This is a genomic window from Streptomyces sp. NBC_00096 (assembly GCF_045041305.1).
Lineage (GTDB): Bacteria > Actinomycetota > Actinomycetes > Streptomycetales > Streptomycetaceae > Streptomyces.
This window is the reverse complement of sequence record NZ_CP108221.1, coordinates 5,568,757-5,593,375: the sequence shown is the minus strand read 5'-3', so window position 1 is coordinate 5,593,375 and position 24,619 is coordinate 5,568,757. Positions and strand designations below refer to the sequence as shown.

Here is a 24,619-nt window from a genome sequence, read left to right as displayed (position 1 = left end):
CGATATCCGAACCGGCGGCGTCACCGTACCCACGGGATCCCTTCGGGGAAGCAGCGCGCCCGAGGAGAAACCCCAGCTCAGGCGCAACCTAAAAACTCTCCCAAACTCATTGCCTCATACACCAGTTCGACTTAGCATTCGACGGTTTTGATTACTTACCTGGGGTGGAACGTGGGAAGAATTCGTATGAGGGGGCTTTCGGCAGTCGTGACTGCCGCAATCCTCGCGGGCGCGCTGCCGGGGGTGGCAGTAGCGGCGGAGGCCACGAAGCGGCCTTCGCTGCCCGGGCTGAAGCAGCCGAAAGCCGTTCCCGTGGCAAAGGTCCCCGCGGGCGGCGACAAGCGCCCGGACGCGGCGGCCGCCGACGCGGGCAAGAAGCAGAAACCGAAGGCCGTCTGGCCCTCGGCGGGCTCGGCCGAGGTGTCCCTCGCCACGGGCGGACGCGCGGGCAAGCTGCCCGTGACGGTCACCCCGGCCGGGACCGTTCCGGGCAAGTCCGTCCTGCTGAAGGGCAGTCCGGCGGCAGGTGTCACCAATCCCGGCCGGATCAGGGTCGACGTCGCGGACCAGAAGGCCGCCCGCGAGGCGGGCGTGAACGGCGTCCTGCTGTCGGTGGGGCGCTCGGACGGTGTCACGAACTCCGTCCCGGCCGAGATCGAGGTGGAGTACGACTCCTTCCGCCAGGCCTTCGGCGGTGACTACGCGGCCCGTCTGCACCTCGTGGAGCTGCCGGCCTGTGCGCTGACCACTCCCGACCTCGCCGAGTGCCGGATCCAGAAGCCGCTGCAGACGAGGAACGACACCGCGACCGGCAGGCTGACCACGCAGGTCAGCACTCCCGGCACGACACCGGCCAAGGCCGCGGCGGCCGGTTCGGCCCGGTCCGCGCCGACCGCCGGCCCGGGGGCGATGGTCCTCGCGGCCACCGCGGGCAGCGCGGGTCCGACCGGCGACTACAAGGCGACCTCGCTCCAGCCCTCCGGCTCCTGGACCTCGGGCACGTCGACGGGCGGCTTCAACTGGTCCTATCCGATCGAAGTCCCCGACGTGCCCGCGAGCGTGGATCCGAAGATCTCCCTGGGCTACAGCTCGCAGTCGGTGGACGGCCGCATGGCCGCGTCGAACAGCCAGGCCTCCTGGATCGGGGACGGCTGGTCGTACGAGCCGGGCTTCATCGAGCGCAAGTACAAGTCCTGCGAGGACGACAAGACCGGCGGCACGAACACCACCAAGGTCGGCGACCAGTGCTGGTTCAACGACAACGCGACCCTCTCGCTGGGTGGCAAGTCGACGGAGCTGGTCTACGAATCGGGCAAGGGCTGGCACCCGGCCTCGGACTCGGGCGAGAAGGTCGAGAAGCTCACCGGCGCCGTGAACGGCGACAAGGGCACGGCCGGAGTCGACGGCGTGGGTGAGCACTGGAAGGTCACCACGGCCGACGGCACCCAGTACTTCTTCGGCCTGAACCACCTTCCCGGCTGGAAGGACGCCACCACTCCCACGACCAACTCCACCTGGACCACGCCGGTCTTCGGCAACCAGGCGGGCGAACCCTGCTACAACGCCTCGTTCGCGAGCGCCTGGTGCCAGCAGGCCTGGCGCTGGCAGCTCGACTACGTGGTGGCCCCCGGCGGCGACGCCATGGCCTACTACTGGAAGACCGAGACCAACAACTACGGCCGCAACGTCTCGCCCACCACGGGCAAGGGCACGGTCACCCCGTACGTCCGCGGCGGCTGGCTCGACCACATCGACTACGGCCTGCGCTCCGACACGGTCTACACCGCCAAGGCGATGGGCCAGGTCACGTTCGACGTCGCCGAGCGCTGCCTCTCCGCTTGCGGCACCTTCGACGAGACCAACGCCAAGAACTGGCCCGACGCCCCCTTCGACCAGTTCTGCAAGGACGGCTCGACCGAGTGCAAGGGGCAGTTCTCCCCGACCTTCTGGACCCGGACGCGGCTGACCGGGATCAACACCAAGGTCCTCACCGGCGGCGCGTACCAGGACGTCGACTCCTGGACGCTGGAGCAGGACTTCCCGCCGTCCGGGGACGGCATTTCGACCCCGCTCTGGCTCAAGTCCATCCGGCACACGGGCAAGGCCGGCGACGGCCCCGACCTTCCGATGCCGCCGGTGACCTTCGCGGGCGAACAGAAGGCCAACCGGGTCGACAAGACCGGTGACGGCCTCGCCCCCTTCATCCGGCTGCGCCTCTACCAGGTGACCACCGAGACGGGCGGCACCATCGGTGTCACCTACTCCCAGCCCGACTGCACCCCCACGACCCTGCCGCAGCCGGACCAGACCAACACCACCCGGTGCTACCCGGTCAAGTGGGCGTGGGAGGGCGACACCGCCAAGGTCGACTGGTTCAACTCCTACGTCGCCACCCAGGTGGTCGAGGGCGACAACCTGGCCTCCACCCCCGACAAGGTGACCTCGTACGCCTACCTCGGCGGCGCGGCCTGGGCCAAGGACACCGGCGAGTTCACCAAGCCCGAGAACCGCGTGTACTCGGTGTCCCGCGGCTACGGTCTCGTCCAGACCCGCACCGGCGCGGCCGGCGACCCGAAGACCCTCTCCGAGGCCCGCTACTTCCGCGGCCTCGACGGACAGGACGTCAAGGACTCGGCGGGTGTCGCCGTCACCGACCGGGAGCAGTTCGCGGGCAGCCCCCGCGAAACCGCCACCTACATCGGCGACGACACCACCAAGCTCGTCGCCGCGACCTCGGTCACCCCCTGGCGTTCGGCCGCCGTCGCGACCCGTACCCGCCCGGGGCTGCCGGACCTCGTGGCGTACAAGACCGGCACCGAGAAGGAATCGACCCGCACCACGGTCACCAGCGGCACCCGCACCACCGAGAAGACCCAGCACTACGACGCCTACGGCATGATCGACACGGTCTCGGAGACCGGCGACACCGCCAGGACCGGCGACGAGAGGTGCACCACCACCAGCTACGCCCGCAACACCGGCAGCTGGATCCTCGACAAGGTCAGCCGCGTGGAGACCGTGGCCGTCCCCTGCGGCAGCACGGTCAGCCGTCCGGCCGACGTCGTCTCCGACGACCGCACCTTCTACGACAACGGCACCCTCGGCACGCTCCCCGGGCCCGGTCTGGTCACCAGGACGGAGAAGATCAACGGCAAGGGCGACGGCTACGACGTCCAGTCCACGGTCCCCAGCACCTGCGGGGCCGCCAAGAACCAGCTCTGCTACGACGTCTACGGCCGCCGGCTCGCGGAGGCCGACGCGTACGGCAAGGTCACCACGACCTCGTACGCCCCGGCCGCCGGTGAGGTGGCGACCTCCACCACGGTGACCAACGCCAAGGGCCACACCGTCACCACGACCCTGGACCCCTACCGGTCCCAGCCCCGGCAGGTCACCGACGCCAACAACAAGGTCAGCACGACCGAGTACGACGCGCTCGGCCGGCTCACCAAGGTCTGGCTGCCCACCCGTTCCGCCGCCACCTACCCGGACTCGCCGAACCAGTCCTTCGAGTACCTGATCCGCAACGACGGTCCGATCGTCGTCACGACCAGGAACCTCACCCACGACAGTCAGTACGCGGCGAGCTACTCGATCCGCGACGGCCTGCTGCGCCAGCGCCAGACCCAGCAGGAGTCCCCCGACCGCTCCGGACGCCTGGTCAGCGAGGTGTTCTACGACACCCGGGGCCTGGCCTGGCGCAACTCCGGCACCTACTACGCCACAGGGGCCCCTGACGCCACTCTCGTCACCGGCCAGGAGCTGAACTACCCGTCCTCGACGGACACGGAGTTCGACGGCGCCGGACGTCCCACCGCGGTCATCTCCAAGAAGTTCGGCGACGAGACCAAGCGAACGACGACCAGCTACACCGGTGACACCACCACGGTGGTCCCGCCCAAGGGAGGCACCGCCGCCACCACGGTCCTCGACGCCCTCGGCCGCACGGTCGAGCTCAAGCAGTACACGGACGCCGCCCGCACGGCCTCGCAGTCCACGTACTACCGCTTCAACCGGCTCGGACAGCTCGACCAGCTGACCGACACCTCGGGCGCGCGGTGGGCGTACACCTACGACGTCCGCGGCCGCAAGACGGGGACGAACGACCCCGACAAGGGCGCCAGCACCACGGTCTACGACCAGGGCGACCGGGCCACGGACGTCACCGACGCCCGCGGGATCACCCTCCACACCGACTACGACGAGCTGGGCCGCAAGACCGCGGTCTCCAAGGGCGGCACCCTCCTGACGTCCTGGACCTTCGACACCCCCGCCAAGGGCTACCCGGCCAAGTCCACCCGGTACGTGGACGGCCAGGCCTACGAGTCGGCCATCACCACCTACAACAGCCTGTACCAGCCGGTCGTCACCCAGCTCACCGTCCCCTCGACCCCGGAAACGGGTGCGCTGGCGGGCACCTACAAGTGGACCACCAGCTACAACCCCAACACCGGCCAGACGATGTGGACCCAGCAGCCGGCGATCGGTGACCTGCCGGCCGAGAAGGTGGCCAACACCTACACACCCGTCACCGGCCTGCTCAACACCGTGGGCGCCGGCACCGACGTCCTCCTGTCGTCCGCGACCTACGACCACTACGGCCGCGACACCCGCCAGGAGTTCGGCGACTTCGGCCAGCACCTGTGGACCACCACCGAGTACGACGAACACACCGGCGCCGTGAGCCGCTCGTACGCCGACCGCGAGACCGCACCCCAGCGGATCGAGGACACCAAGTACGGCTACGACCTGTCCGGCAACATCACCTCCATCGCGAGCGCGTCCGGCCAGGACGCCCTGCGCACCACGGACACCCAGTGCGTCAGCCTCGACGCCCTGGGCCGGATCACCCAGTCCTGGACCAACACCGGTGAGCAGTGCGCCGCGGCGCCCTCCGCCTCCGTGGTCGGCGGCCAGGACGCCTACTGGACGACCTACGCCTACGACGCGGTCGGCAACCGCAAGACCGAGACGCAGCACAAGACGGCCTCCGGCCCGGCCGCCGACACGCTGCGCACCTACGCCGCACCCACGGCCGGCAAGCACGACCTGCCCAAGGTCACCCAGACCGGCACCGCCGCGCACGACGAGACCTTCACCTACGACGCCGCGGGCAACACCAGGACCCGCACGACCGGTACCGCCCCCGGGCAGACCCTGAACTGGGACGACGAGGGCCACCTGGCCTCCGTCACCACGGGCGGGACCGAGACCGCCTCCTACCGCTACACCTCGGAAGGGGACCGCCTGCTGGCGAAGGACGCCACCGGCACCACGCTCTCCATGCCGGCCGGCAACGAACTCCGCCTCTCCGCGGGCAAGCTCACCGGCACCCGCACCTACGCGGCGGGCACGCAAACCGTGGCCGTGCGGACCGGCGGCAAGCTCGCCTTCCTCCTCAACGACCACCACGACACCACGACCACGCAGGTCGGCGCGGATGCCGCGCAGAGCGTGACCCGGCGCAAGACCGGCGTCTTCGGCGGCGCCCGGGGCACCAAGCCGGCCGACTGGTCCGGGGACAAGGGATTCGTGGGCGGCACGAACGACGCGGCCTCCGGCCTCGTCCACCTCGGAGCCCGCGAGTACGACCCCGCGCTCGGCCGGTTCATCTCGGTGGACCCGCTGTTCCTGATGGACGACCCGCGTCAGCACAACGCCTACCAGTACGGCAACAACAACCCCGTCGGCAACGCGGACCCGAGCGGTCAGGCACTGGAAGAGTGCGCGAGCGGCATGTACAAGTGCCACGGCGGCAACGACCCGTACGACTACGGCAACCGGTACGAGACCATCGTGAACTCCGTGGGCGGCACGCTGTCCCCGGAATACGTGGAGAACAAGCGCCGCAGCCAGTCCGCCTGCCGGCACGACCCCGACTGCAAGTCGAGCGGCTCCTCCGGGTCGTTCTCCTCGTCCGGCAACTCGGGCGGCCAGAAGTCGGACCAGCCCAGGCCGAAGTCCCACAAGAGCGTCCTGGACACCATCGCCGGAGGTCTCAAGAACACGTGGAACTCGGCCAAGAACTCGACGGTCGGACAGTGGGTCGGCGACCACTGGAGTGAGATCAAGGACGTGCTGACCGTCGTCGGGTTCGCCGCCTGCCTCGTCGCCACGGTCGGGGCATGCATGGCCGTGGGCGTCGGGATCGCACTGGTCAAATTCGCGGGGGATACGGCCGAGGAGCTCAACGCCACGGGCAAATTCTCCGGGAAGACCCTGGTCGCCGGTGCCAAGGACCTGGCCTGGGTGGCCGTCGGCGGAGGAACCGCGGCCGCGTTCGGCCGCGCCTTCGGCGGGGCCCGAACCTGGGCGGAGGCCTACGGGACCAACGCCATCGTCCGGGACATCTCCGTGCGCATGGTGCGGCCGGCCAACAGCGTGAGGCCCGCCGTCATGCAGCAGACCATGCGGGTACGCACGGGTGACACCGTCGCCAACATGGGTGTCAACGCCGGATTCAACACCTTGTTCTGCGGATCGGGCAACACCAGCCTCGGCGCCTACGCGCACGGGTGTTAGAAAGATGACCGGCGTCCGGCACGCGGCCCTGCCCCGTGCCGGACGTGTCACCCCCCAATCCCGCAAGGAGTACGGCCGTGAAAACCCAGGGAAAACGACGGCAGGTGCTGCACCGGACGTCCTTCGTCGTCCTTTCGGCGCTCTTCACCACCGGGTTCGGGATCATGGCGCTCGGATTCGCGGTGAGCATGCTGGGCGGAGTACCCCCGCGGGGCCCGCTGGCGGTCGTGGCCGCGTCTCTGGGCGTGATCGCCTTCTGCCGTCGGATCACCGGTTCCCGGATCGTCCTCGGCCCACGGGTACTGAGCGTCGTGAACCCGGTGTTCACGTACGAGGTTCCGTACCGGTACGTGGCCAGGGTGGGCAGCGACCGGCGCGGCAACCTGGTCGTCACGACGAGGGAGGCGGTCGACATCCGCTCCGTCGGCTTCGCCGGATCCCTGATCGACCACTTCGTCGGCAGTACGGACAGGGCGGTGGCCGAGCTCAAGGCCGCTCTGGCCGAGCCCCGGGACCTGCGTGGGGACTCCCGCCCGGTCAGGCGGTGGACCCGCTCGTGGGTGGCCGACGGCTGCACCGCGGGCATGCTCGTCTGCATCGTGCTGGCCGTGTTCGCCAACGCGTGAGACTGCACGGCCAGTGCCCCGGTCCGGGTTTTCGGGACCGGGGCACCGGCCGTTGCACCACCGTCACGCGTCCCAGAGCGCGCCGAAGGACAGGAGTTCGTCGCGGTACTCGATGCGGCCCTCCCAGTCTCGGGGCCAGACGTCCGCGCCGAGGTGGGCGCCCGCGAAGGCGCCGGCCAGGCAGGCGATGGAGTCGGAGTCGCCCTTCGTGCAGGCCGCGCGGCGCAGGGCGAGCAGCGGCTCCTCGGGGAAGAGCAGGAAGCACTGCAGGGCCGTGGCCAGGGCCTCCTCGGCGATCCAGCCGTCGCCCGTGGTCAGGCAGGGGTCGGTTTCCGGGGAGGGGGTGCGCAGGGCGGCTGTGAGGCGGTCCAGGACCGCGAGGCACTCGTCCCAGCCCCGCGCCATGAACGACTCGGCCGAGACGTCGCAGGCGGTCCGCGTCCAGAGGTCGCCGAGCCAGCGCTCGTGGTAGCGGGTGCGGTTCTCCAGGGCGTACGAACGCAGCTGACCGACCAGCCCGGTCACCTCGGTGCCCCGGGCCAGCAGGTGCACGGCCCGCGCCGTGAGGTCGGAGGCGGCCAGTGCCGTGGGGTGGCCGTGGGTGAGGGCCGACTGGAGCTGGGCCGCGCCGGCTCGCTCCTCCTCCGTCCAGCCGGGCACCAGTCCGGCCGGCGCCACCCGCATGTTCGCGCCGCAGCCCTTGGATCCGAGCTGGCTGGCGTCGCGCCAGTCCCGTTCGGGCTGGTTCAGCAGACTGCACGCCTTCAGGCAGGTGTTGCCCGGGGCCCGGTTGTTCTCCGGGGAGTGGTACCAGTCGACGAACTCCTCCCGGACCGGCCGGGCGAGGCCCAGCGGGCCCACCCGGCCCCGGTCGGCGGCGGTCCGAATGCCCCGGGCGAAGGCGAGGGTCATCTGGGTGTCGTCCGTGACGATCGCCGGGCGGGGCAGGTCCATCTGCCGCCACGGGCCCGACTTCGCCAGGATTCCCGGCACGTCGTTGAACTCCGTCGGGAAGCCCAGGGCGTCTCCCAGGGCCAGCCCGAGGAGGGCGCCCGTGGCCGCCCGCTTCGTGTTCTTCGTCGGCTCCGTCATCGCGTGTGTCCTTCCGAGGGGCGCAGCAGGGGCGGGTGCAGGGTGGTCGCGGGTCCGGGCCGGTACAGCGCGGCCGGTTTGCCGCGGCCGCCGGTGAGCCGGGCGGCTCCGGGGACGGCGGCGACGAAGCCGGGTGTGGCCAGGACCTTGCGGCGGAAGTTGGGCCGGTCCAAGGCGGTGTCCCAAACGGTCTCGTAGACGGCCTGGAGCTCGCCGAGGGTGAACTCGGGCGGGCAGAAGGCGGTGGCCAGGCAGCTGTACTCGAGCTTCGCGCCCACCCGGGACCGGGCGTCCGCCAGGATCAGCGCGTGGTCGAAGGCCAGCCCGAAGGACGGCTGCGCCGCCTCGCCCACCGGCACCCAGCGGGCGCGGTCGGCGTCCCCGCCGCCCCCGGCCACCGGTTCCGGCAGGTCGGGGACGAGCGCGGTGAAGGCCACCGAGACGACCCGCATCCGGGGGTCCCGGTCCGGTTCGCTGTAGGTGCGCAGCTGGTCCAGGTGCAGGGCGTCGATCACGTCCGCCGGCAGGCCGGTCTCCTCGGCCAGTTCGCGCCGGGCCGCCGCCTCCGCGGATTCCCGGGGCAGGACGAAGCCGCCGGGGAGCGCCCAGGCCCCCGCGTACGGTTCCTGCGCGCGCCGGATCAGCAGGACGTGCAGGGTGCCGCCGCGGACGGTGAGGACGGCGAGGTCCACGGTCACCGCGAACGGCTCGAAGGCGTACGGGTCATAGCCCGGTCCGGTCTCGTTCACCTGCTCCCCTCCCCCACCCGCTCGGGCAGCGGATCGGCGAAGTGCCAGCCCTCGGCGAGCAGTTCGCCGACGGCCGCCACGGCCGCCGCCAGCCGCGCCTCCCGGTCCCCGCGGACCACCAGGAAGCGCCTCCCGGTCCGCTCCAGTTCCTCCCGGAACCGCCCGGTCATCCACGGCCGCAGCTGCGGGCCGTCGCGCAGTCCGTCGTCCTCGAAGGGCACGTCCGCGTGGTCGGTGAGCAGGTACAGGTCCCGGTGGGTGGCCGCGGCGATCCGCTCGACCTCCTCGCTGCGCCCGCCCGTGTACCGCTCGTGCCAGATGCCGGTGGCGAAGGAGTCGGTGTCGCAGAAGAGCACCGGCGATCCCAGCCGGGCCGCCCGCTCCTCCTGCTCGTCCTGCCGCCGCGCGATCACCGGGAACTCGGCGGAGGTGAAGCTCACGTCGGCCCAGGTCGCCGCAGGGTCCGCCGCGCGCGCCGCCGCGAGCCGCTCCTCGCTGTACTGGCGGCCGTACTCGGCGACCCAGCCCGTCTTCGCCCACGCTCCGCCGCGCCGGCGCCAGTGGGCCGCCAGGGCCCGCGACAGCGTGGTCGTCCCGGTGGACTCGGCGCCGAGCACGACGATCCGCCGGGTGAGGGCGGCCCGTACGGCCGGCCCCAGGAACTCCCAGTTCCCGGCGGGGTCGGCCCGTACGGCCGTTCCGGACACCGGGAAGAGGGTGCGTCCCCGGTCCACGCAGACCTCCTCGGCCCCGAACCGGCGCGCGAGCTCGGTCCCGTAGGCCTCGGAGGTGAAGACGGCGTCGACGCGGCGGCCCACCGCGCCCCGGAAGATCGCCATGTGCGCTTCCCAGACCGCCGGGTCGTGCAGGTCGACCGGGATGTCGTCGACCGCGCCGACCACATCGGCCCCGGGGTGCGCCTCGCGCATCCAGGCGACCCGGTCGGCCAGCGGTACGGACTCCACGGACGCCGCGCACACCAGTACGGTCAGCCGCTCGCACTGGTCCTGTGCGGTGCGCACCAGGTGGTGGTGGCCGGCGTGCGGCGGATAGAACTTGCCGAGGACCAGGCCGTGGCCGTGGCGCTTCATGCCGTCACCCGCCGTGCCTCGTGGGTCCCGCGGACGGGGAGCGCCCGGCGCCAGGCGAGCAGTCCGGCCACGCACAGGGCGAGGAAGACGGCGTAGAGCAGGGAGGTCAGGTAGAGCCCCTTGTAGACGTAGAGCGGGATGTAGACGAGGTCGGCGGCGATCCACAGCCACCAGGATTCGACGAGCTTGCGGCACTGCCCGTAGGTGGCCGTGAGCGAGAGCCCGGTGGTCAGCGCGTCCCAGAACGGGACGGTGGAGTCGGTGGCCCGGCCCAGCAGGAGGGTCAGGCCCAGTACCCCCACCGCCCCCACCGCAGCCAGTGCGGCCCATTCGGCGGCCGTGCTGCGGCGCACCTGCAGGGCCCCGGCGGTTCCTGGTCCACCCCCGTGGGTCCAGGACCACCAGCCGTACGCGGCGAGGGCGATGAAGACGATCTGCAGCCCGGCGTCGGCGTAGAGGCCGGCCGGGTAGAAGAGCGCGATGAAGAAGACGTTGTTCGCGATGCCGATCGGCCAGTTGGCGATGTGCTGCCGGGCGACCAGCCAGACGCACAGAGCCCCTGTGACGAATCCGAGGATCTCGGTCCAGCTCGTCTGCCACCCCATGATGAGGCCCCCGCTCTCTTTATAGTCAGGTTGACTATAAAGGGGGGCGGGGTCCGGCACAACCAAAAAGAACCCGCGGCGCCCAGCGGGCACCACGGGTTCTTCCCGGTTCTTCGGGCCGTGCGGGGAACGGGTCCCCGGGAGGACCTACAGACCGACCTCGCGCATGAGCATGCCGACCTCGGTGTTGGTCAGGCGGCGCAGCCAGCCGGACTTCTGGTCGCCGAGCTCGATCGGGCCGAAGGAGGTCCGCACGAGCTTCTCGACCGGGAAGCCGGCCTCGGACAGCATGCGGCGGACGATGTGCTTGCGGCCCTCGTGGAGGGTCACCTCGACCAGGTAGTTCTTGCCGAGCTGGTCGACGACGCGGAAGTGGTCGGCGCGGGCGTACCCGTCCTCCAGCTCGATGCCGTCCTTGAGGCGCTTGCCGATGTCGCGCGGCAGCGGACCCGTGATGGCGGCGACGTAGGTCTTCTTCACGCCGTACTTCGGGTGCGTGAGGCGGTGGGCCAGCTCACCGTGGTTGGTGAGCAGGATGATGCCCTCGGTCTCGGTGTCGAGCCGACCGACGTGGAACAGGCGCGTCTCGCGGTTGGTGACGTAGTCGCCGAGGCACTGGCGGCCGTCCGGGTCCTCCATGGTGGAGACGACGCCGGCCGGCTTGTTCAGCGCGAAGAACAGGTACGACTGGGTGGCGACGGTCAGGCCGTCCACCTTGATCTCGTCCGACGGCTTGACCCGCTTGCCCTGCTCCAGCACGATCTCGCCGTTGACCTCGACGCGGGCCTGCTCGATGAGCTCCTCGCACGCGCGGCGCGAGCCCATGCCGGCCCGGGCGAGGACCTTCTGCAGACGCTCGCCCTCCTCCTCGGCACCCGGGAAGGTCTTCGGGGTCTTGATCACGGGCTTGTCGGCGTACCGGTCGCGCACGCGCTCCTCGATCCGCGCCTCCAGCTCGCGCGGCTTGGACTGGCCGCTGCGGGAGCCGGGGCCGATGCGCGGGCCCCCGGCGCCGCCGATGCCGGGGGTGCGGGAGGTCTTGGGGCCGCCCTTGGCGCCACCGCGGGCCGCGGCACCGCGAGCACCGCCGCCGCGGTTGCCGTCGGCCGCGCCGCGGGCACCGCCGCCGCCGGCCTTGGCACCGCCGCGGCCGTTGCGCTCGCCCTCGGGGCCCACGTCGTAGCGGCGCTCCTCGGGGCGGGGGTTGCGGATGCGGGGCGCGGGCTCGCGGTCACGGTCGGACCCACCGCCCTGGTAGCCGCCGCCCTGGTAGCCGCCACCGCTGGAGCTGCCGCCGCTGCGGTAGCCGCCGGAGGAGCTGCCGCCGGTGCTGCCACCGCGGGAGCCGCCACCCTGGTAGCCACCGCCCGAGCTGCCACCGCGGGAGCCACCGGAGCCGCCACCCTGGTAGCCACCACCGGAGCTGCCACCGCGGGAGCCACCGCCCTGGTAGCCACCGCCGGAGCTGCCGCCGCGGGAGCCGCCGGAGCCGCCACCCTGGTAGCCGCCACCCGAGCTGCCACCGCGGGAGCCACCGGAGCCACCGCCCTGGTAGCCACCGCCCGAGCTGCCACCGCGGGAGCCGCCGCCCGAGCCGCTGCCACCGCCGCGGTAGCCACCGCCACCGCTGGAGCTGCCGCCGCGGGCGTTACCACGCCCGCCGCCACCGCCGCCGCTGCTGTTCCTGTTGCCGCCACCGTTGCCGTTGCCGCTGCTTCGCATCAAAGTTCCGTCGTCTTGTCGTCTTCATCGGTATCCGGAGAGTCCGGATCGAACGACGGAACACCCTCTTGCGTCTCGGCTTCGATCGCGTCCGCCTCGGGGAGGAAGGGCGCGAGCTCCGGGAGCTCGTCCAGGCCACGCAGGCCCATCCGCTCCAGAAAGTAGTTCGTCGTCCTGTACAGGATCGCACCTGTTTCGGGTTCCGTCCCCGCCTCCTCCACCAGACCCCGCTGGAGGAGGGTGCGCATGACCCCGTCGCAGTTGACTCCGCGGACCGCCGAGACCCTCGACCGGCTGACCGGCTGGCGGTACGCGACGACGGCCATCGTCTCCAGGGCCGCCTGGGTGAGACGGGCCTGCTGGCCGTCCAGCACGAAGGCCTCGACGGCCGGGGCGAAGGCCGCCCGGCTGTAGAACCGCCAGCCCCCGGCGACGAGCCGCAATTCGAATCCGCGGCCCTGCGCCCCGTACTCGTCCGCCAGCTCGCGCAGCGCCCGCGCGACCTCCTGCGGGGTCCGCTCCAGCACCTTGGCCAGGTGCGCCTCGGTCGCCGGCTCGTCCACGACCATGAGGACGGCCTCCAGCGCCGGCTTCAGCGCCAGCCCGGACACCGGCGTCGCCGTCTCGCTCATTCCCCGACCTCCACGATCTGATCGAACTCGTCCGTCACCGTCGGCATGCCGTCACCGTCCCCGCCGCTCCAGCGCACGGTGAGCGTCTTCAGCGCCTCCTCCTGGTCCAGGACCACGGCCTTCTCCCGGTAGAGCTCCAGGAGGGCCAGGAAGCGCGCCACGACGGTCAGGGTGTCGCCGGCGTCCTCGGTGAGCTCCTGGAAGGTGGCCTCGCCGCGCGCCTTGAGCAGGGCCACGACCAGCCCGGCCTGCTCCCGGACGCTGACGAGCGGTGCGTGGATGTGGTCCACGTACACCTGCGGCACGGCCCTGGGCTGCATGGCCTTGACGGCGAGCTTCGCCAGTCCGTCGCCGCCGATGCTGATGACCACCTCGGGAAGCAGCTCCGCGAGCCGCGGCTCCAGCCCCACCGTGCGCGGGTACCGCCTGCCCTCGGTCTCGGCCCGCTCCTGGAAGATCTCGGCGATCCGCTTGTACGCCCGGTACTGCAGCAGCCGCGCGAACAGCAGGTCCCTGGCCTCCAGCAGCGCCAGGTCCGCTTCGTCCTCGACCTCGGCGACGGGCAGCAGCCGGGCCGCCTTCAGGTCGAGCAGGGTGGCGGCGACGACCAGGAACTCGGTCGTCTGGTCGAGGTCCCAGTCGGGCCCCATGGCGCGGATGTGCGCCATGAACTCGTTGGTGACCTGCGACAGCGCGACCTCGGTGACGTCGAGCCGGTGCCGGGAGATCAGCTGCAGCAGCAGGTCGAAGGGGCCCTCGAAGTTGTCCAGCCGCAGGGTGAACCGCCCGTCCCCGGCCGCTTCCCGGGGCGCACCGGAGGCCGGTACGGACCCCTCCGCTCCACCGGGGGCGTCCGGAGCGGGATCAGGGCGTTCCGCTGGGCCGCCGGGGGCGTCCGGAACGGCGGCGGGGTGCTCCGCGGAACCACCGGGGGCGTCCGGAGCGGCAGCGGAGAGCTCCCCGGCCTCCTCCCGCGGTACGGGAGCACCCGGGCCGGGGCCCAGTCGGCGACGGGGCGGGAGGCCTGCTTCGGGGGGAGGGGGCATCGCGGTCCAGGGTGGTACGGAGGGAGGGGCGCCGGTCGGGCCGGGGCCAGGGCCAAGACTCCCATGCGCGGCCGCTCCGGAGGAGCCGGGACCCGCCTGCGGCGAGGCCCGGACGCGGAGCGGGGCCGGGGCCCGTACCGTACCGGCCCCTGAGGGCCGCGTACGGGCCCTGTGGGCGCCCGGAGGCGCCGGACCGCCGCCACGGGGCCCGGAGGGGGTCAGCGGCCCCGCAGGCGGCGGACCAGGATGCTCGCGTCGCCGCGGGACTCCAGGTCCGCCAGGACCACCGCGACGGCCTCGCGGACGATGCGGCCGCGGTCGACCGCCAGGCCGTGCTCACCGCGCAGCACCAGCCGCGCGTGTTCCAGGTCCATGAGCTCCTCGGCGGAGACGTAGACCGTGATCTTCTCGTCGTGCCGCTCGCGCCCGCTGGGCCGCCGGTTCGCGCCCCGGCCCTGCCCCTTGCCCCGCCCGGGGGCAGGGGCGGGGACGGCGCCACCGGAACCTTCCTGCGGCCGCCGCTGCGGGCCCACGCCCGGCTCCGTACCGGCCTCAGCCTCCCGGCTGCGGCCCTCTCCCGCCGTGCCCTCCGCGGCTGCCGCCGCGTGCTCCACGCCGCGCGGCGCGGAGGCCGAGGACGCCGACGATGTGAGCGCCATCCCCCCGGTCGTACGGAACAGTTCGTCGGCTCCGGGCAGACTCACTCGGCGGGACACCGGGCGAGCACCTCCCTGGCGAGCTGACGGTAAGCGGCGGCACCGACGGAGTTGGAGGCGTACGTGGTGATCGGCTCGCCGGCGACCGTGGTCTCCGGGAACCGCACCGTGCGGCCGATGACCGTGTGGTAGACGTGGTCGTCGAAGGCCTCGACGACGCGCGCCAGGACCTCGCGGCTGTGCACCGTACGGGAGTCGTACATCGTGGCGAGGATGCCGTCGAGCTCCAGCTCCGGGTTGAGCCGCTCCTGCACCTTCTCGATGGTCTCGGTCAGCAGTGCCACACCGCGCAGCGCGAAGAACTCGCACTCCAGCGGCACGATGACCTTGTGAGCCGCCGTCAGGGCGTTCACGGTCAGCAGACCGAGCGAGGGCTGACAGTCGATCACGATGTAGTCGTAGTCGGCCATCAGGGGCTTGAGCGCCCGCTGCAGCGTCGACTCGCGCGCGACCTCACTGACCAGCTGCACTTCGGCGGCGGACAGGTCGATGTTGCTCGGCAGCAGGTCCATGTTGGGGACCGCCGTCTTGAGCAGCACCTCGTCGGCCGACATGCCCCGCTCCATGAGCAGGTTGTAGACCGTCAGGTCGAGCTCCATCGGGTTCACGCCGAGACCCACGGACAGCGCGCCCTGCGGGTCGAAGTCGACGAGCAGCACCCGGCGCCCGTACTCGGCGAGCGCGGCACCCAGGTTGATGGTCGACGTGGTCTTGCCCACGCCGCCCTTCTGGTTGCACATCGCGATGATCGTCGCCGGACCGTGGTCGGTCAGCGGACCCGGGATCGGGAAGTACGGCAGCGGCCGTCCGGTCGGGCCGATCCGCTCGCGGCGCTGGCGGGCAGCGTCGGGGGCGAGAGTGGCCGCGTACTCGGGGTCGGGCTCGTACTCCGCGTCGGGGTCGTAGAAATGCCCCTCGGGCACCTGTTCGTAGTCGGCGAAACCCACGGGCTTGTCGCCGCTCAGGTCGCCGGCCCTGGAGTTCACGTCTAGGCCGTCCATGCTCTTTTGGGGCGTCGTCATGTGCTGGTGGTTTGCGAAGGTGCGGACCGCGACGGATCCGACAGCTTCGATTCCGGCAGGACCCTGGCCCCGCGCAGGCCCTCCTGCTCGACCACCTCCAGGAGCAAATGTCGACTCATTCACAAGTCGTCTTACCTCCTCGGACGTGACCAGGACACTTATCGATAGGTCAGCGTGGCACCATGCCGACGGTTGGCGACTCTATGGCGTGTCACCACTCAGCGGCAACACAATCCGCCGGACCCACCGCGATGTGTCGGCAACCGAACACCACTCTGTCAAGGGCGTACGAGCTGTCGCCGGGAAGTTTCGCGGGTGCGCGAAAGGGTTAAAGGGTTACGTTCGAGGCGAGTTGAGCGGCCCTGTCGGCCGCCCCGCGAACGCCTCCGGCCGGACCTCGCGAGCAAGGTCCGGCCGGATACGTGAGATTGACGTCAGTCGTTGACGACTCAGCCGAGAAGCGTGCTCAGCTCGAGGGTCTGGAGACCGTGGGCCTCGGCGACCGGACCGTAAACGACCTGGCCGTCATGGGTGTTGAGGCCCAGCGCGAGCGCCGGGTCACGACGCAGCGCCTCGACCCAGCCGAGGTTCGCGAGCTGCACGATGTAGGGCAGCGTGGCGTTGGTGAGCGCGTACGTGGAGGTGTTCGGCACCGCGCCCGGCATGTTGGCGACGCAGTAGAAGACCGAGTTGTGGACCTGGAAGGTCGGCTCGGCGTGAGTGGTCGGACGGGAGTCCTCGAAGCAGCCGCCCTGGTCGATCGCAATGTCGACAAGGACACTTCCGGGCTTCATCTTGGCGACGAGCTCGTTGGTGACCAGCTTCGGGGCCTTCGCACCCGGGATCAGCACCGCACCGACGACGAGGTCGGCCTCGATGACGGCCTTCTCGAGCTCGTAGGCGTTGGAGACGATCGTCTTGATCTTCGTGCCGAAGATCTTGTCGGCCTCGCGGAGCTTGTTGATGTCGCGGTCCAGCAGGGTCACGTGGAAGCCCATGCCGACGGCGATCTGCACGGCGTTCCAGCCGGAGACGCCGCCGCCGATGACCACGCACTCACCGGCGTGGGTGCCGGGGACTCCGCCGGGGAGCACGCCGCGGCCGCCGACCGAGCGCATCAGGTGGTAGGCGCCGACCTGCGGGGCCAGGCGGCCCGCGACCTCGGACATCGGGGCGAGCAGCGGGAGCGCGCGGTTGGCGAGCTCGACCGTCTCGTACGCGATGGCGGTGGTGCCGGACGCCAGCAGGGCGTCCGTGCACTCGCGGGAGGCCGCGAGGTGCAGGTAGGTGAAGAGCGTCTGGTCCTTGCGGAGGCGGTGGTACTCCTCCGCGATGGGCTCCTTGACCTTCAGCAGCAGGTCGGCGGTGGCCCAGACCTCGTCGGCGGTACCGAGGATCTCGGCGCCGGCCGAGACGTACTCGGCGTCCGTGATCGAGGAACCCACACCGGCGTTCTGCTCGATGAAGACCTGGTGGCCGCCCCGGACCAGCTCATGCACGCCGGCGGGCGTGATGGCGACCCGGAACTCGTTGTTCTTGACCTCGCGGGGGATGCCGACCTTCATCGTGGCTCACGGTCCTTGGCTCAGGGGATGTTTCGGGGTACTTCCATACAAACCCGTTTACAAGAACGCGCAACGGGATGCACCAGGAACCGGCCTGGTGAACCCAGTCTAATGAAGGACGAGCTGCTGTCTAGCCTTGCAAAGCAATAATCTCAGTCGGAACCACTACGGATTTCGCAGGCTGCGGGGTCATCTCCCAGCAATCTGTCGGCTGCGGACCTGTGCAGCCTGGCGGCCGCGGGGTCGCCGAGCCGGTCCAGCGTGTCGGCCAGCCGCACCTGCAGTGCGGCCTGAAGTCGCAGGTCCCCGGCCCTGCGGGCCAGCTCCACCGCCTCCCGGCAGGTGTGCAGCGACTCCTCGGGCCGGCCCGCGTACTCCTGGATCCGCGCCATCTCGCTCAACGCCTTTGCCTGGCCCGGGACATCGGCCAGTTTCCGGTACCCGGCCGAGGCCGCCCGCCAGCTGCGCAGGGCCTCCCCGTACCGGCCCGCGTACGTGTGCACGTTCCCCAGCCGCCCGTACAGCCGCGCCTCGTCCGCGCGCTCCCCCCGCGCGAGGGCGTGGGACAGGGCCCGCCCGAACCAGTCGGAGGCCCGGTGCCAGTCCGTGAGCTCCTGGTACGCGCCGCCTACGGATTCCATCGCGCGGCCCGCCGCGTACGGATCCTTCGCCGCCTTTCCGGCGTCCAGCGCCGCCCGGTAGCGCTCCAGCGCCTCCTGCGTGCGGCCCGTCTCGGCGTCCAGGTCGGCCAGGTTCAGCAGCGCGGCGGCCTGTTCCCGGTGCAGATCGCGCCGCTCGGCCACGTCCAGGACGAGCCGGTGCAGCCCGTAGAGCTCGGGGGCGGCCCCCGCGGTGCCCCGGTGCTCCGACAGGGCCCGCGCGAGCGCCGCCACGAGCCTGCGGGCCAGGGTGTCCAGCTCCCCGTCGGCCACGGCCAGGGAGGCCGCGGCGGACAGGGCGGGCAGCCGGGTGTCCAGCCAGGCCGCGGCGGCCCGCCGGTCGGCGAAGCGCAGCGCGCGCGGGATCGCGTCCAGCTTCTCCGGCGGCCCGACGGGCCCGATGGGCTCCTCGCCGGTCTCGTGCGTCATGGCCCGGCAGGAGAGCAGCAGCCGTACGGTGCGCTCCAGCATCCGGGCCCGTGCCAGCTGGACCTCGGCGGGGCGCTCCTTGGCCTCCAGCAGGGCCTGGAGCAGGGGCGCGAGGCAGCCGGGGAGCAGGAACAGCCCGTCGTGGGCCGACCGGAGCAGGCCCAGCGCGGCGAAGTCCTCCAGGAGCGACTGCGCGGCGGCCACGGAGCAGCCCGCGAGCGCGGAGGCCACGTGCGAGTCGACCAGTCCGGCGGGGGCAAGCGGAAGCAGCCGCAGGGTCCGCTGGGCGGGCTGCGGGAGGGATTCGTAGACGAGCCTGAAGGTCCGGGCGAGGGGGCCGCCGACTCCGGCGGGCATGTCGTGGAGCTGTTTGGCCACGTCCGCGACGGAGGCCTTGGGGCGCGCGGCGAGCCAGCCTCCCGCCAGGGCGAGCGCCGCGGGCTGACCGCCGCACTCCTCGGCGAGGGCTTCGGCGGCGCGCGGGTCGTTGGCCACGCGGATGTCCCCGATGCGCTGGACGAGCATGCGGACGGCGGAGGAGGCCTCGAGGCCGCCGAGGGTGCAGGGGCGAACATCCGGAATCCCGGTCAGGGGACCCTCGGCGGTGACGACCACCAGGCAATCGGGGGTGTCCGGCAGCAGGGCGTCGACCTGGTGCGGATCGGCGGCGTCGTCGACGAGGAGGACCATCCGCCGGCCGTCGAGGGCCGTGCGCAGCGCGGAGCTGAGCTCGTCCTCGGCGGCGCCCGGCGGGGTGGGCCGGCCGAGACCCTCCAGGAGGGTGCGCACGGCCCGCTCGGTGGCGACGCTCTCGCCGGTGGGGGCGGTGAGGCGGACCCGCAGGACGCCGTCGGGGTAGTCGTCGGCGATCTCGCGCACCAGGGCCTCGGCGAGGGCGGTGCGGCCGGAGCCCGGTCGCCCTGCGACGAGCAGCACCCGGGCGCGGGGGGACTTGGCCTTGCGGCCGGAGAGGGTGTCGAGCCCGGTTCGCGCGATGTCCTCGCGGAGCTCCTTGAGCTCACGCCGCCGCCCGACGAAATCCGTCACGGATCCGCTCCTCTCGCTGCCTTCGGATTGCGAGCGTAGTTCACGCAGAGCGACGAGCAGGGTGGAGCGTGGCGGACAAATCGCCCGATCGGATCAACCGATGGTCGGCCTATTCCTCGACACGCCGCGGGTGGCGGCCGACGGCGTCCCGGCTCGGGGCCCGGTGGGCGGGTGCGGGTGGTTCGGCCCTGCGGGGCGGAAGTCCCCTACCCGCCCATCGCCCGTTCCCCGGGCTCCGCCCGGACCCGCGCCTCAAACGCCGGCGGGGCTGGAAATCCAGCCCCGCCGGCGTTTGAGGCGATCCCGGGCCCCCGGCCAGGGGCTACGCCTCGTACGGGCGGGCCGGCCAGGGGGACTGGGCGGGGCGCAGGGAGTCCAGGCCCTGGTCGGAGGCGAGGGCCGCCGACAGGGCCAGCACCCCCGTCACCATGCCGGGGTTGCCCAGCTCGCCGGCCAGGACCCCGCGCACCAGATCGTGCAGCGGCACCCACGTCACCACCATGTCGGCCTCCTCCGACCCGGACTCCGCGTACCGCTCCCCGTCCGCCTCCGAGACGTCCCGCGCGAGGAAGATCCGGATCGCCTCGTCCGAGCCTCCGGGAGAGGCGTAGAAGTCGGCCAGCACCCGCCAGTCGGCGGCCTTGACGTGCGCCTCCTCGTACAGTTCGCGCTGGGCCCCGTGCAGCGGGTTCTCCCCCACCACGTCCAGCAGGCCCGCCGGGAGCTCCCACAGCCGCCGCCGCACCGGGTGGCGGTACTGGCTCAGCACCAGCACCCGTCCCGCGTCGTCCAGCGCCAGCACGCACACCGACCCGGGGTGCACCTGGTAGTCGCGCCGGGCCACGGACCCGTCGGGCATCCGCACCTCGTCCGAGGCCACCGCCGTCTTCGCACCCCGGAACGGCCGCGCCGTCGACACCGTCTCCCAGGATTCCGCCGTGTCCTTGATCTCCATGCCCCGAAGCCCTCCACAACGCGCGACAGCCGGGATACGGATCTCCGTACCCCGGCTGTCTACGTTATGCGGTGGGCGCCGCTACTTCGCGGCCTGCTGCCGCTCCACGGCCGCCTTGACCAGGCCCGCGAACAGCGGGTGCGGGCGCGTCGGACGCGAGCGCAGCTCCGGGTGGGCCTGGGTGGCCACCAGGTAGGGGTGCACCTCGCGCGGGTACTCGACGTACTCGACCAGCTTGTTGTCCGGGGAGGTGCCGGAGAAGACCAGACCGGCCTTCTTCTCCAGCTCGCCGCGGTAGGCGTTGTTGACCTCGTAGCGGTGGCGGTGGCGCTCGTCGACGTACGCCTGGTCGCCGTAGACCTCGCGCACGATGGAACCCTCGGCGAGCTTCGCCGGGTACATGCCCAGGCGCATGGTGCCGCCCAGGTCGCCCGCGCCCTCGACGAAGGCCAGCTGCTCCTCCATCGTGGAGATCACCGGGTTGGGGGTGGAGGCGTCGAACTCGGTGGAGTTCGCGTCCTCGATGCCCGCCAGGTTGCGCGCGGCCTCGATGACCACGCACTGCAGGCCCAGGCACAGGCCGAGCAGCGGGATCTTGTTCTCGCGGGCGTAGGTGATCGCGCCGACCTTGCCGTTGACGCCGCGGTCGCCGAAACCGCCGGGAACGCAGATCGCGTCCACGTCGGCCAGCTGCGCGGCGGCGCCGGCCGGGGTCTTGCAGTCGTCGGAGGTGACCCACTTGATCTGGACGCGGGCCCTGTTGGCGAACCCGCCGGCGCGCAGCGCCTCGGTCACCGACAGGTACGCGTCCGGCAGGTCGATGTACTTGCCGACGAGCGCGACCTTGACCTCGTGGTCGGGGTTGTGGACCCGGTCCAGCAGGTCCTCCCACACCGTCCAGTTGACATCGCGGAACGGCAGGTCGAGCTTGCGCACGACGTAGGCGTCCAGGCCCTCGGTGTGCAGCACCTTGGGGATGTCGTAGATCGACTTGGCGTCGATCGCGGCCACCACGGCGGCCTCGTCGACGTCGCACATCAGCGAGATCTTGCGCTTGATCGAGGTCGGGACCTCGCGGTCGGCGCGCAGCACGATCGCGTCGGGCTGGATGCCGATGTTGCGCAGGGCCGCGACGGAGTGCTGGGTGGGCTTGGTCTTCAGCTCGCCGGAGGGACCGATGTAGGGCAGCAGCGAGATGTGCACGACGAAGACGTTGTCGCGGCCGACCTCGTGGCGGACCTGGCGGACGGTCTCCAGGAACGGCAGCGACTCGATGTCGCCGACGGTCCCGCCGACCTCGGTGATGACCACGTCGACGTCCGCAGTCGCCATCCGGCGGATGCGGTGCTTGATCTCGTTGGTGATGTGCGGGATGACCTGCACGGTGTCACCGAGGTACTCGCCGCGCCGCTCCTTGGCGATGACCTGCGAGTAGACCTGGCCGGTGGTGACGTTGGCCGAGCCGTCGAGGTCGACGTCGAGGAAGCGTTCGTAGTGACCGATGTCCAGGTCGGTCTCGGCGCCGTCGTTGGTGACGAACACCTCACCGTGCTGGAACGGGTTCATCGTGCCGGGGTCGACGTTCAGGTACGGGTCGAGCTTCTGCATCGTGACCCGCAGACCGCGCGCCTTCAGCAGCGCACCCAGGCTGGAGGCCGTCAGGCCCTTGCCGAGGGAGGAAGCGACACCCCCGGTGACGAAGATGTGCTTGGTCGTCATGGATTTGGGCGGCATCGCCAAGAGGGGGCTCCCGTGGTCGCGAGGTGAGGTGCGTCCGGCGCCTTCCACCGTCGATCCGGAGGGGTCTCAGGGGGCGCCGAAGCTGCGGTTTCGGGGCTCCTGATTCGCACAGGCAGACCACCGGTCCACGGGATACCAGCCTATCAGCGCCCGGGCCGGTCCGCCTCCGGCCACGCGGCGGGGCCGTTCGTGGGGCCCGTCACTGCCGCATCGTCCCTGCTCACCCGTTCGGCCGAACCTCACTGTCCCCAGGCTGACGAGGATCACTAGGGTGCGGTCTTGTCCTGCTCGGATCTCGATCAGATCCTTGCCGAGCGGCCCCGCGAACGGCGTAACCCGTCCGGTTCCGGAATCATGGGCTGAACGCGGCGATCCGTCACCACCGGAATTCCGCGCCAACGCGCAATGCAAGCGCCCTTCGGGGCGGACGTGGCTGTTCGACTGGAGATGCAACGTGTCCGGGCGCATCGAGGATTACGCACTGATCGGCGACATGCAGACCGCGGCTTTGGTCTGCCGGGACGGGGCGGTGGACTGGTTGTGCCTGCCACGCTTCGACTCCCATGCCGTCTTCGCGAGCATTCTCGGCACCGAGGAACACGGGTTCTGGCGGGTCGGCCCGGCGTACCCGGCCGGTGCCGAGGCCCCGCGCGCCACCCGGCGCCGGTACCGCGGTGACTCGCTGGTCCTGGAGTCCGAGTGGGACACCCCGCGCGGCACGGTCCGCGTGATCGACTTCATGCCGCCGCGCGAGAACCACGCCCCGCAGATCATCCGCATCGTGGAGGGCGTCAGCGGGCGCGTGCCGATGCGCTCCGCGCTGCGGATGCGCTTCAGCTACGGCCGGGTCGTGCCCTGGGTGCACAAGGTCGACGGGCGCACCGTCGCCGTCGCGGGCCCCGACTCCGTCTGGCTGGACACCGAGGCGCAGACGTACGGCAAGGACCTGACCACGTACTCCGACTTCACCGTCGGCCCGGGCGACCGGATGGCCTTCTGCATCAGCTGGCAGCCCTCGCACAAGGAGCCCCCGGAGGCGCCGGAGGCCGAGGAGGCCCTGGAGGCCACCACCGAGTTCTGGCGCGAGTGGGTCGAGCAGTGCACGTACCACGGCCCCTACCGGGAGGCCGTGATCCGCTCCCTGATCACCCTCAAGGGCCTCACGTACGCCCCCACGGGCGGGATCGTCGCCGCGCCGACCACCTCCCTCCCGGAGGAGATCGGCGGCGTGCGGAACTGGGACTACCGCTACACCTGGCTGCGTGACGCGGCCATCACCCTCTCCTCGCTGCTGCGCACCGGATACCGCGAGGAGGCCCGCGCCTGGCGCGAGTGGCTGCTGCGCGCGGTGGCCGGCGACCCGGAGAACCTGCAGATCATGTACGGGATCGCGGGCGAGCGGGAGCTCGGCGAGACGGAGCTCGACTGGCTGCCCGGCTACGAGAACTCCGGCCCGGTCCGGGTCGGCAACGGCGCCGCCGGCCAGCTCCAGCTCGACGTGTACGGCGAGGTCACCGAGGCCCTGCACCTAGGCCACATGACCGGCCTGGCCCGCAACGACTACGCCTCGCTGCTCCAGCTCAAGCTGATCCGCTACCTGGAGACCCACTGGGACCAGCCCGACGAGGGCATCTGGGAGGTGCGCGGCCCGCGCCGGCACTTCGTGCACTCCAAGGTGATGGCCTGGGTGGCCGTGGACCGCACGATCAAGCTGATCGAGAGCGGGGACGCGGACGGGCCGCTGGAGCGGTGGCGGGAACTGCGCGACGAGATCCACCAGGACGTGTGCGAGAAGGGCTACGACAAGGAACGCAACACGTTCACCCAGTCCTACGGGTCGAAGGAGCTGGACGCCTCCCTCCTGCTGATCCCGCAGATGGGCTTCCTGCCACCGGACGACAAGCGGGTGATCGGCACCATCGAGGCGATCCAGCGCGAGCTGTCGACCACCGACGGGTTCATCCTGCGCTACCCGACGGCCGGCGAGGAGGCCGGCGTGGACGGTCTGGAGGGCGACGAAGGGGCCTTCCTCGCGTGCTCGTTCTGGATGGCCGACGACCTGGCCATGATCGGCCGCGTCGACGAGGCCCGCCGCCTCTTCGAGAAGCTGCTGGCGCTCCGCAACGACCTCGGCCTGCTGGCGGAGGAGTGGGACCCGCGGCTCCAGCGCCAGGTCGGCAACTTCCCCCAGGCGTTCAGCCACGTCCCCCTGATCGACACGGCCCTGCGGCTGACGGCGAGCGGGGCGTACGGGGGCTGACCCGCGGACGGGGCCGGAGGCGGGGCGGGTGGGGCGCACGGGGCTGAAGGGCTGACGCGGCGGACGGACGGGCGGGTGGGGCGCGCAGGGCTGACGGGGCTGGAGGGGCGCGGCCCCGTGTGCCCCGCCCGCCCGCCGCGC

The 24,619-nt window shown here is 71.5% G+C and carries 16 protein-coding genes; 3 read left to right on the top strand and 13 right to left on the bottom strand.

Going from position 1 to position 24,619, the window contains the following annotated elements; translation table 11 throughout:
* Positions 1 to 207: 207 nt before the first annotated feature.
* Together OG904_RS24695 and OG904_RS24690 are read left to right on the top strand one after the other, a co-directional pair.
* On the top strand, positions 208 to 6,522 hold the full coding sequence (locus OG904_RS24695; protein ID WP_405494471.1) for an RHS repeat domain-containing protein: 6,315 nt from the start codon (positions 208 to 210) through the stop codon (positions 6,520 to 6,522).
* Between the two features lie 77 nt (positions 6,523 to 6,599).
* Positions 6,600 to 7,148, top strand: a complete 549-nt coding sequence (locus tag OG904_RS24690) for a hypothetical protein (protein ID WP_405494469.1) — start codon at positions 6,600 to 6,602, stop codon at positions 7,146 to 7,148.
* Between the two features lie 63 nt (positions 7,149 to 7,211).
* Here the strand turns inward: OG904_RS24690 and OG904_RS24685 are convergent, their stop codons facing one another.
* The 13 genes from OG904_RS24685 to OG904_RS24625 all read right to left on the bottom strand — a co-directional run bounded on the left by OG904_RS24685 (position 7,212) and on the right by OG904_RS24625 (position 22,212).
* Positions 7,212 to 8,240, bottom strand: a complete 1,029-nt coding sequence (locus OG904_RS24685; protein WP_405494467.1) for an ADP-ribosylglycohydrolase family protein — start codon at positions 8,238 to 8,240, stop codon at positions 7,212 to 7,214.
* Positions 8,237 to 8,989 (bottom strand): NUDIX hydrolase, encoded by a 753-nt coding sequence (locus OG904_RS24680; RefSeq protein ID WP_405494465.1) that lies wholly within the window; start codon positions 8,987 to 8,989, stop codon positions 8,237 to 8,239. Before OG904_RS24680 ends, OG904_RS24685 begins: the two co-directional genes overlap by 4 nt.
* Positions 8,986 to 10,080, bottom strand: coding sequence for an AAA family ATPase (locus tag OG904_RS24675; protein WP_405494463.1), 1,095 nt, complete (start codon positions 10,078 to 10,080; stop codon positions 8,986 to 8,988). The genes OG904_RS24680 and OG904_RS24675 overlap by 4 nt, the downstream gene beginning before the upstream one ends.
* Positions 10,077 to 10,685, bottom strand: coding sequence for a nicotinamide riboside transporter PnuC (gene pnuC / locus OG904_RS24670; RefSeq protein WP_405494461.1), 609 nt, complete (start codon positions 10,683 to 10,685; stop codon positions 10,077 to 10,079). Before pnuC ends, OG904_RS24675 begins: the two co-directional genes overlap by 4 nt.
* Positions 10,686 to 10,832: 147 nt before the next feature.
* Positions 10,833 to 12,407: a pseudouridine synthase gene (locus OG904_RS24665; protein ID WP_405494459.1), complete on the bottom strand. Its 1,575-nt coding sequence runs from the start codon at positions 12,405 to 12,407 to the stop codon at positions 10,833 to 10,835.
* Positions 12,407 to 13,039 (bottom strand): SMC-Scp complex subunit ScpB, encoded by a 633-nt coding sequence (gene scpB / locus OG904_RS24660; protein WP_405494457.1) that lies wholly within the window; start codon positions 13,037 to 13,039, stop codon positions 12,407 to 12,409. Before scpB ends, OG904_RS24665 begins: the two co-directional genes overlap by 1 nt.
* A complete protein-coding gene (locus OG904_RS24655) occupies positions 13,036 to 14,085 on the bottom strand; it encodes a segregation/condensation protein A (RefSeq protein ID WP_405494455.1) in 1,050 nt (349 codons plus the stop codon). The genes scpB and OG904_RS24655 overlap by 4 nt, the downstream gene beginning before the upstream one ends.
* 218 nt (positions 14,086 to 14,303) lie before the next feature.
* Positions 14,304 to 14,801: a hypothetical protein gene (locus OG904_RS24650; protein ID WP_405494453.1), complete on the bottom strand. Its 498-nt coding sequence runs from the start codon at positions 14,799 to 14,801 to the stop codon at positions 14,304 to 14,306.
* Complete coding sequence (locus tag OG904_RS24645; protein ID WP_405494451.1) at positions 14,786 to 15,946, bottom strand: ParA family protein; 1,161 nt, start codon at positions 15,944 to 15,946, stop codon at positions 14,786 to 14,788. The genes OG904_RS24650 and OG904_RS24645 overlap by 16 nt, the downstream gene beginning before the upstream one ends.
* 326 nt (positions 15,947 to 16,272) lie before the next feature.
* Positions 16,273 to 17,388, bottom strand: a complete 1,116-nt coding sequence (gene ald / locus OG904_RS24640; RefSeq protein ID WP_405494449.1) for an alanine dehydrogenase — start codon at positions 17,386 to 17,388, stop codon at positions 16,273 to 16,275.
* 152 nt (positions 17,389 to 17,540) lie between these two features.
* Positions 17,541 to 19,523 (bottom strand): AAA family ATPase, encoded by a 1,983-nt coding sequence (locus OG904_RS24635; protein ID WP_405494447.1) that lies wholly within the window; start codon positions 19,521 to 19,523, stop codon positions 17,541 to 17,543.
* Between the two features lie 322 nt (positions 19,524 to 19,845).
* Positions 19,846 to 20,478: an NUDIX domain-containing protein gene (locus OG904_RS24630; RefSeq protein ID WP_405494445.1), complete on the bottom strand. Its 633-nt coding sequence runs from the start codon at positions 20,476 to 20,478 to the stop codon at positions 19,846 to 19,848.
* A gap of 81 nt (positions 20,479 to 20,559) precedes the next feature.
* Positions 20,560 to 22,212: a CTP synthase gene (locus OG904_RS24625; protein ID WP_405494443.1), complete on the bottom strand. Its 1,653-nt coding sequence runs from the start codon at positions 22,210 to 22,212 to the stop codon at positions 20,560 to 20,562.
* Between the two features lie 460 nt (positions 22,213 to 22,672).
* Here OG904_RS24625 and OG904_RS24620 point away from each other — a divergent pair, with 460 nt between their 5' ends.
* Positions 22,673 to 24,478 carry a glycoside hydrolase family 15 protein gene (locus OG904_RS24620; RefSeq protein ID WP_405494441.1) on the top strand — a complete coding sequence of 602 codons (1,806 nt, stop codon included), beginning with the start codon at positions 22,673 to 22,675 and terminating at the stop codon, positions 24,476 to 24,478.
* The last annotated feature ends 141 nt before the right edge of the window (positions 24,479 to 24,619 follow it).

What these genes read in the sequence shown, in the direction of transcription:
- OG904_RS24685 (WP_405494467.1), bottom strand. Translation starts at nt 8,240, where the DNA reads ATGACGGAGCCGACGAAGAACACGAAGCGGGCGGCCACGGGCGCCCTC.
- OG904_RS24675 (WP_405494463.1), bottom strand. Translation starts at nt 10,080, where the DNA reads ATGAAGCGCCACGGCCACGGCCTGGTCCTCGGCAAGTTCTATCCGCCG.
- pnuC (WP_405494461.1), bottom strand. Translation starts at nt 10,685, where the DNA reads ATGGGGTGGCAGACGAGCTGGACCGAGATCCTCGGATTCGTCACAGGG.
- OG904_RS24665 (WP_405494459.1), bottom strand. Translation starts at nt 12,407, where the DNA reads ATGCGAAGCAGCGGCAACGGCAACGGTGGCGGCAACAGGAACAGCAGC.
- scpB (WP_405494457.1), bottom strand. Translation starts at nt 13,039, where the DNA reads ATGAGCGAGACGGCGACGCCGGTGTCCGGGCTGGCGCTGAAGCCGGCG.
- OG904_RS24655 (WP_405494455.1), bottom strand. Translation starts at nt 14,085, where the DNA reads ATGCCCCCTCCCCCCGAAGCAGGCCTCCCGCCCCGTCGCCGACTGGGC.
- ald (WP_405494449.1), bottom strand. Translation starts at nt 17,388, where the DNA reads ATGAAGGTCGGCATCCCCCGCGAGGTCAAGAACAACGAGTTCCGGGTC.
- OG904_RS24630 (WP_405494445.1), bottom strand. Translation starts at nt 20,478, where the DNA reads ATGGAGATCAAGGACACGGCGGAATCCTGGGAGACGGTGTCGACGGCG.
- OG904_RS24625 (WP_405494443.1), bottom strand. Translation starts at nt 22,212, where the DNA reads ATGCCGCCCAAATCCATGACGACCAAGCACATCTTCGTCACCGGGGGT.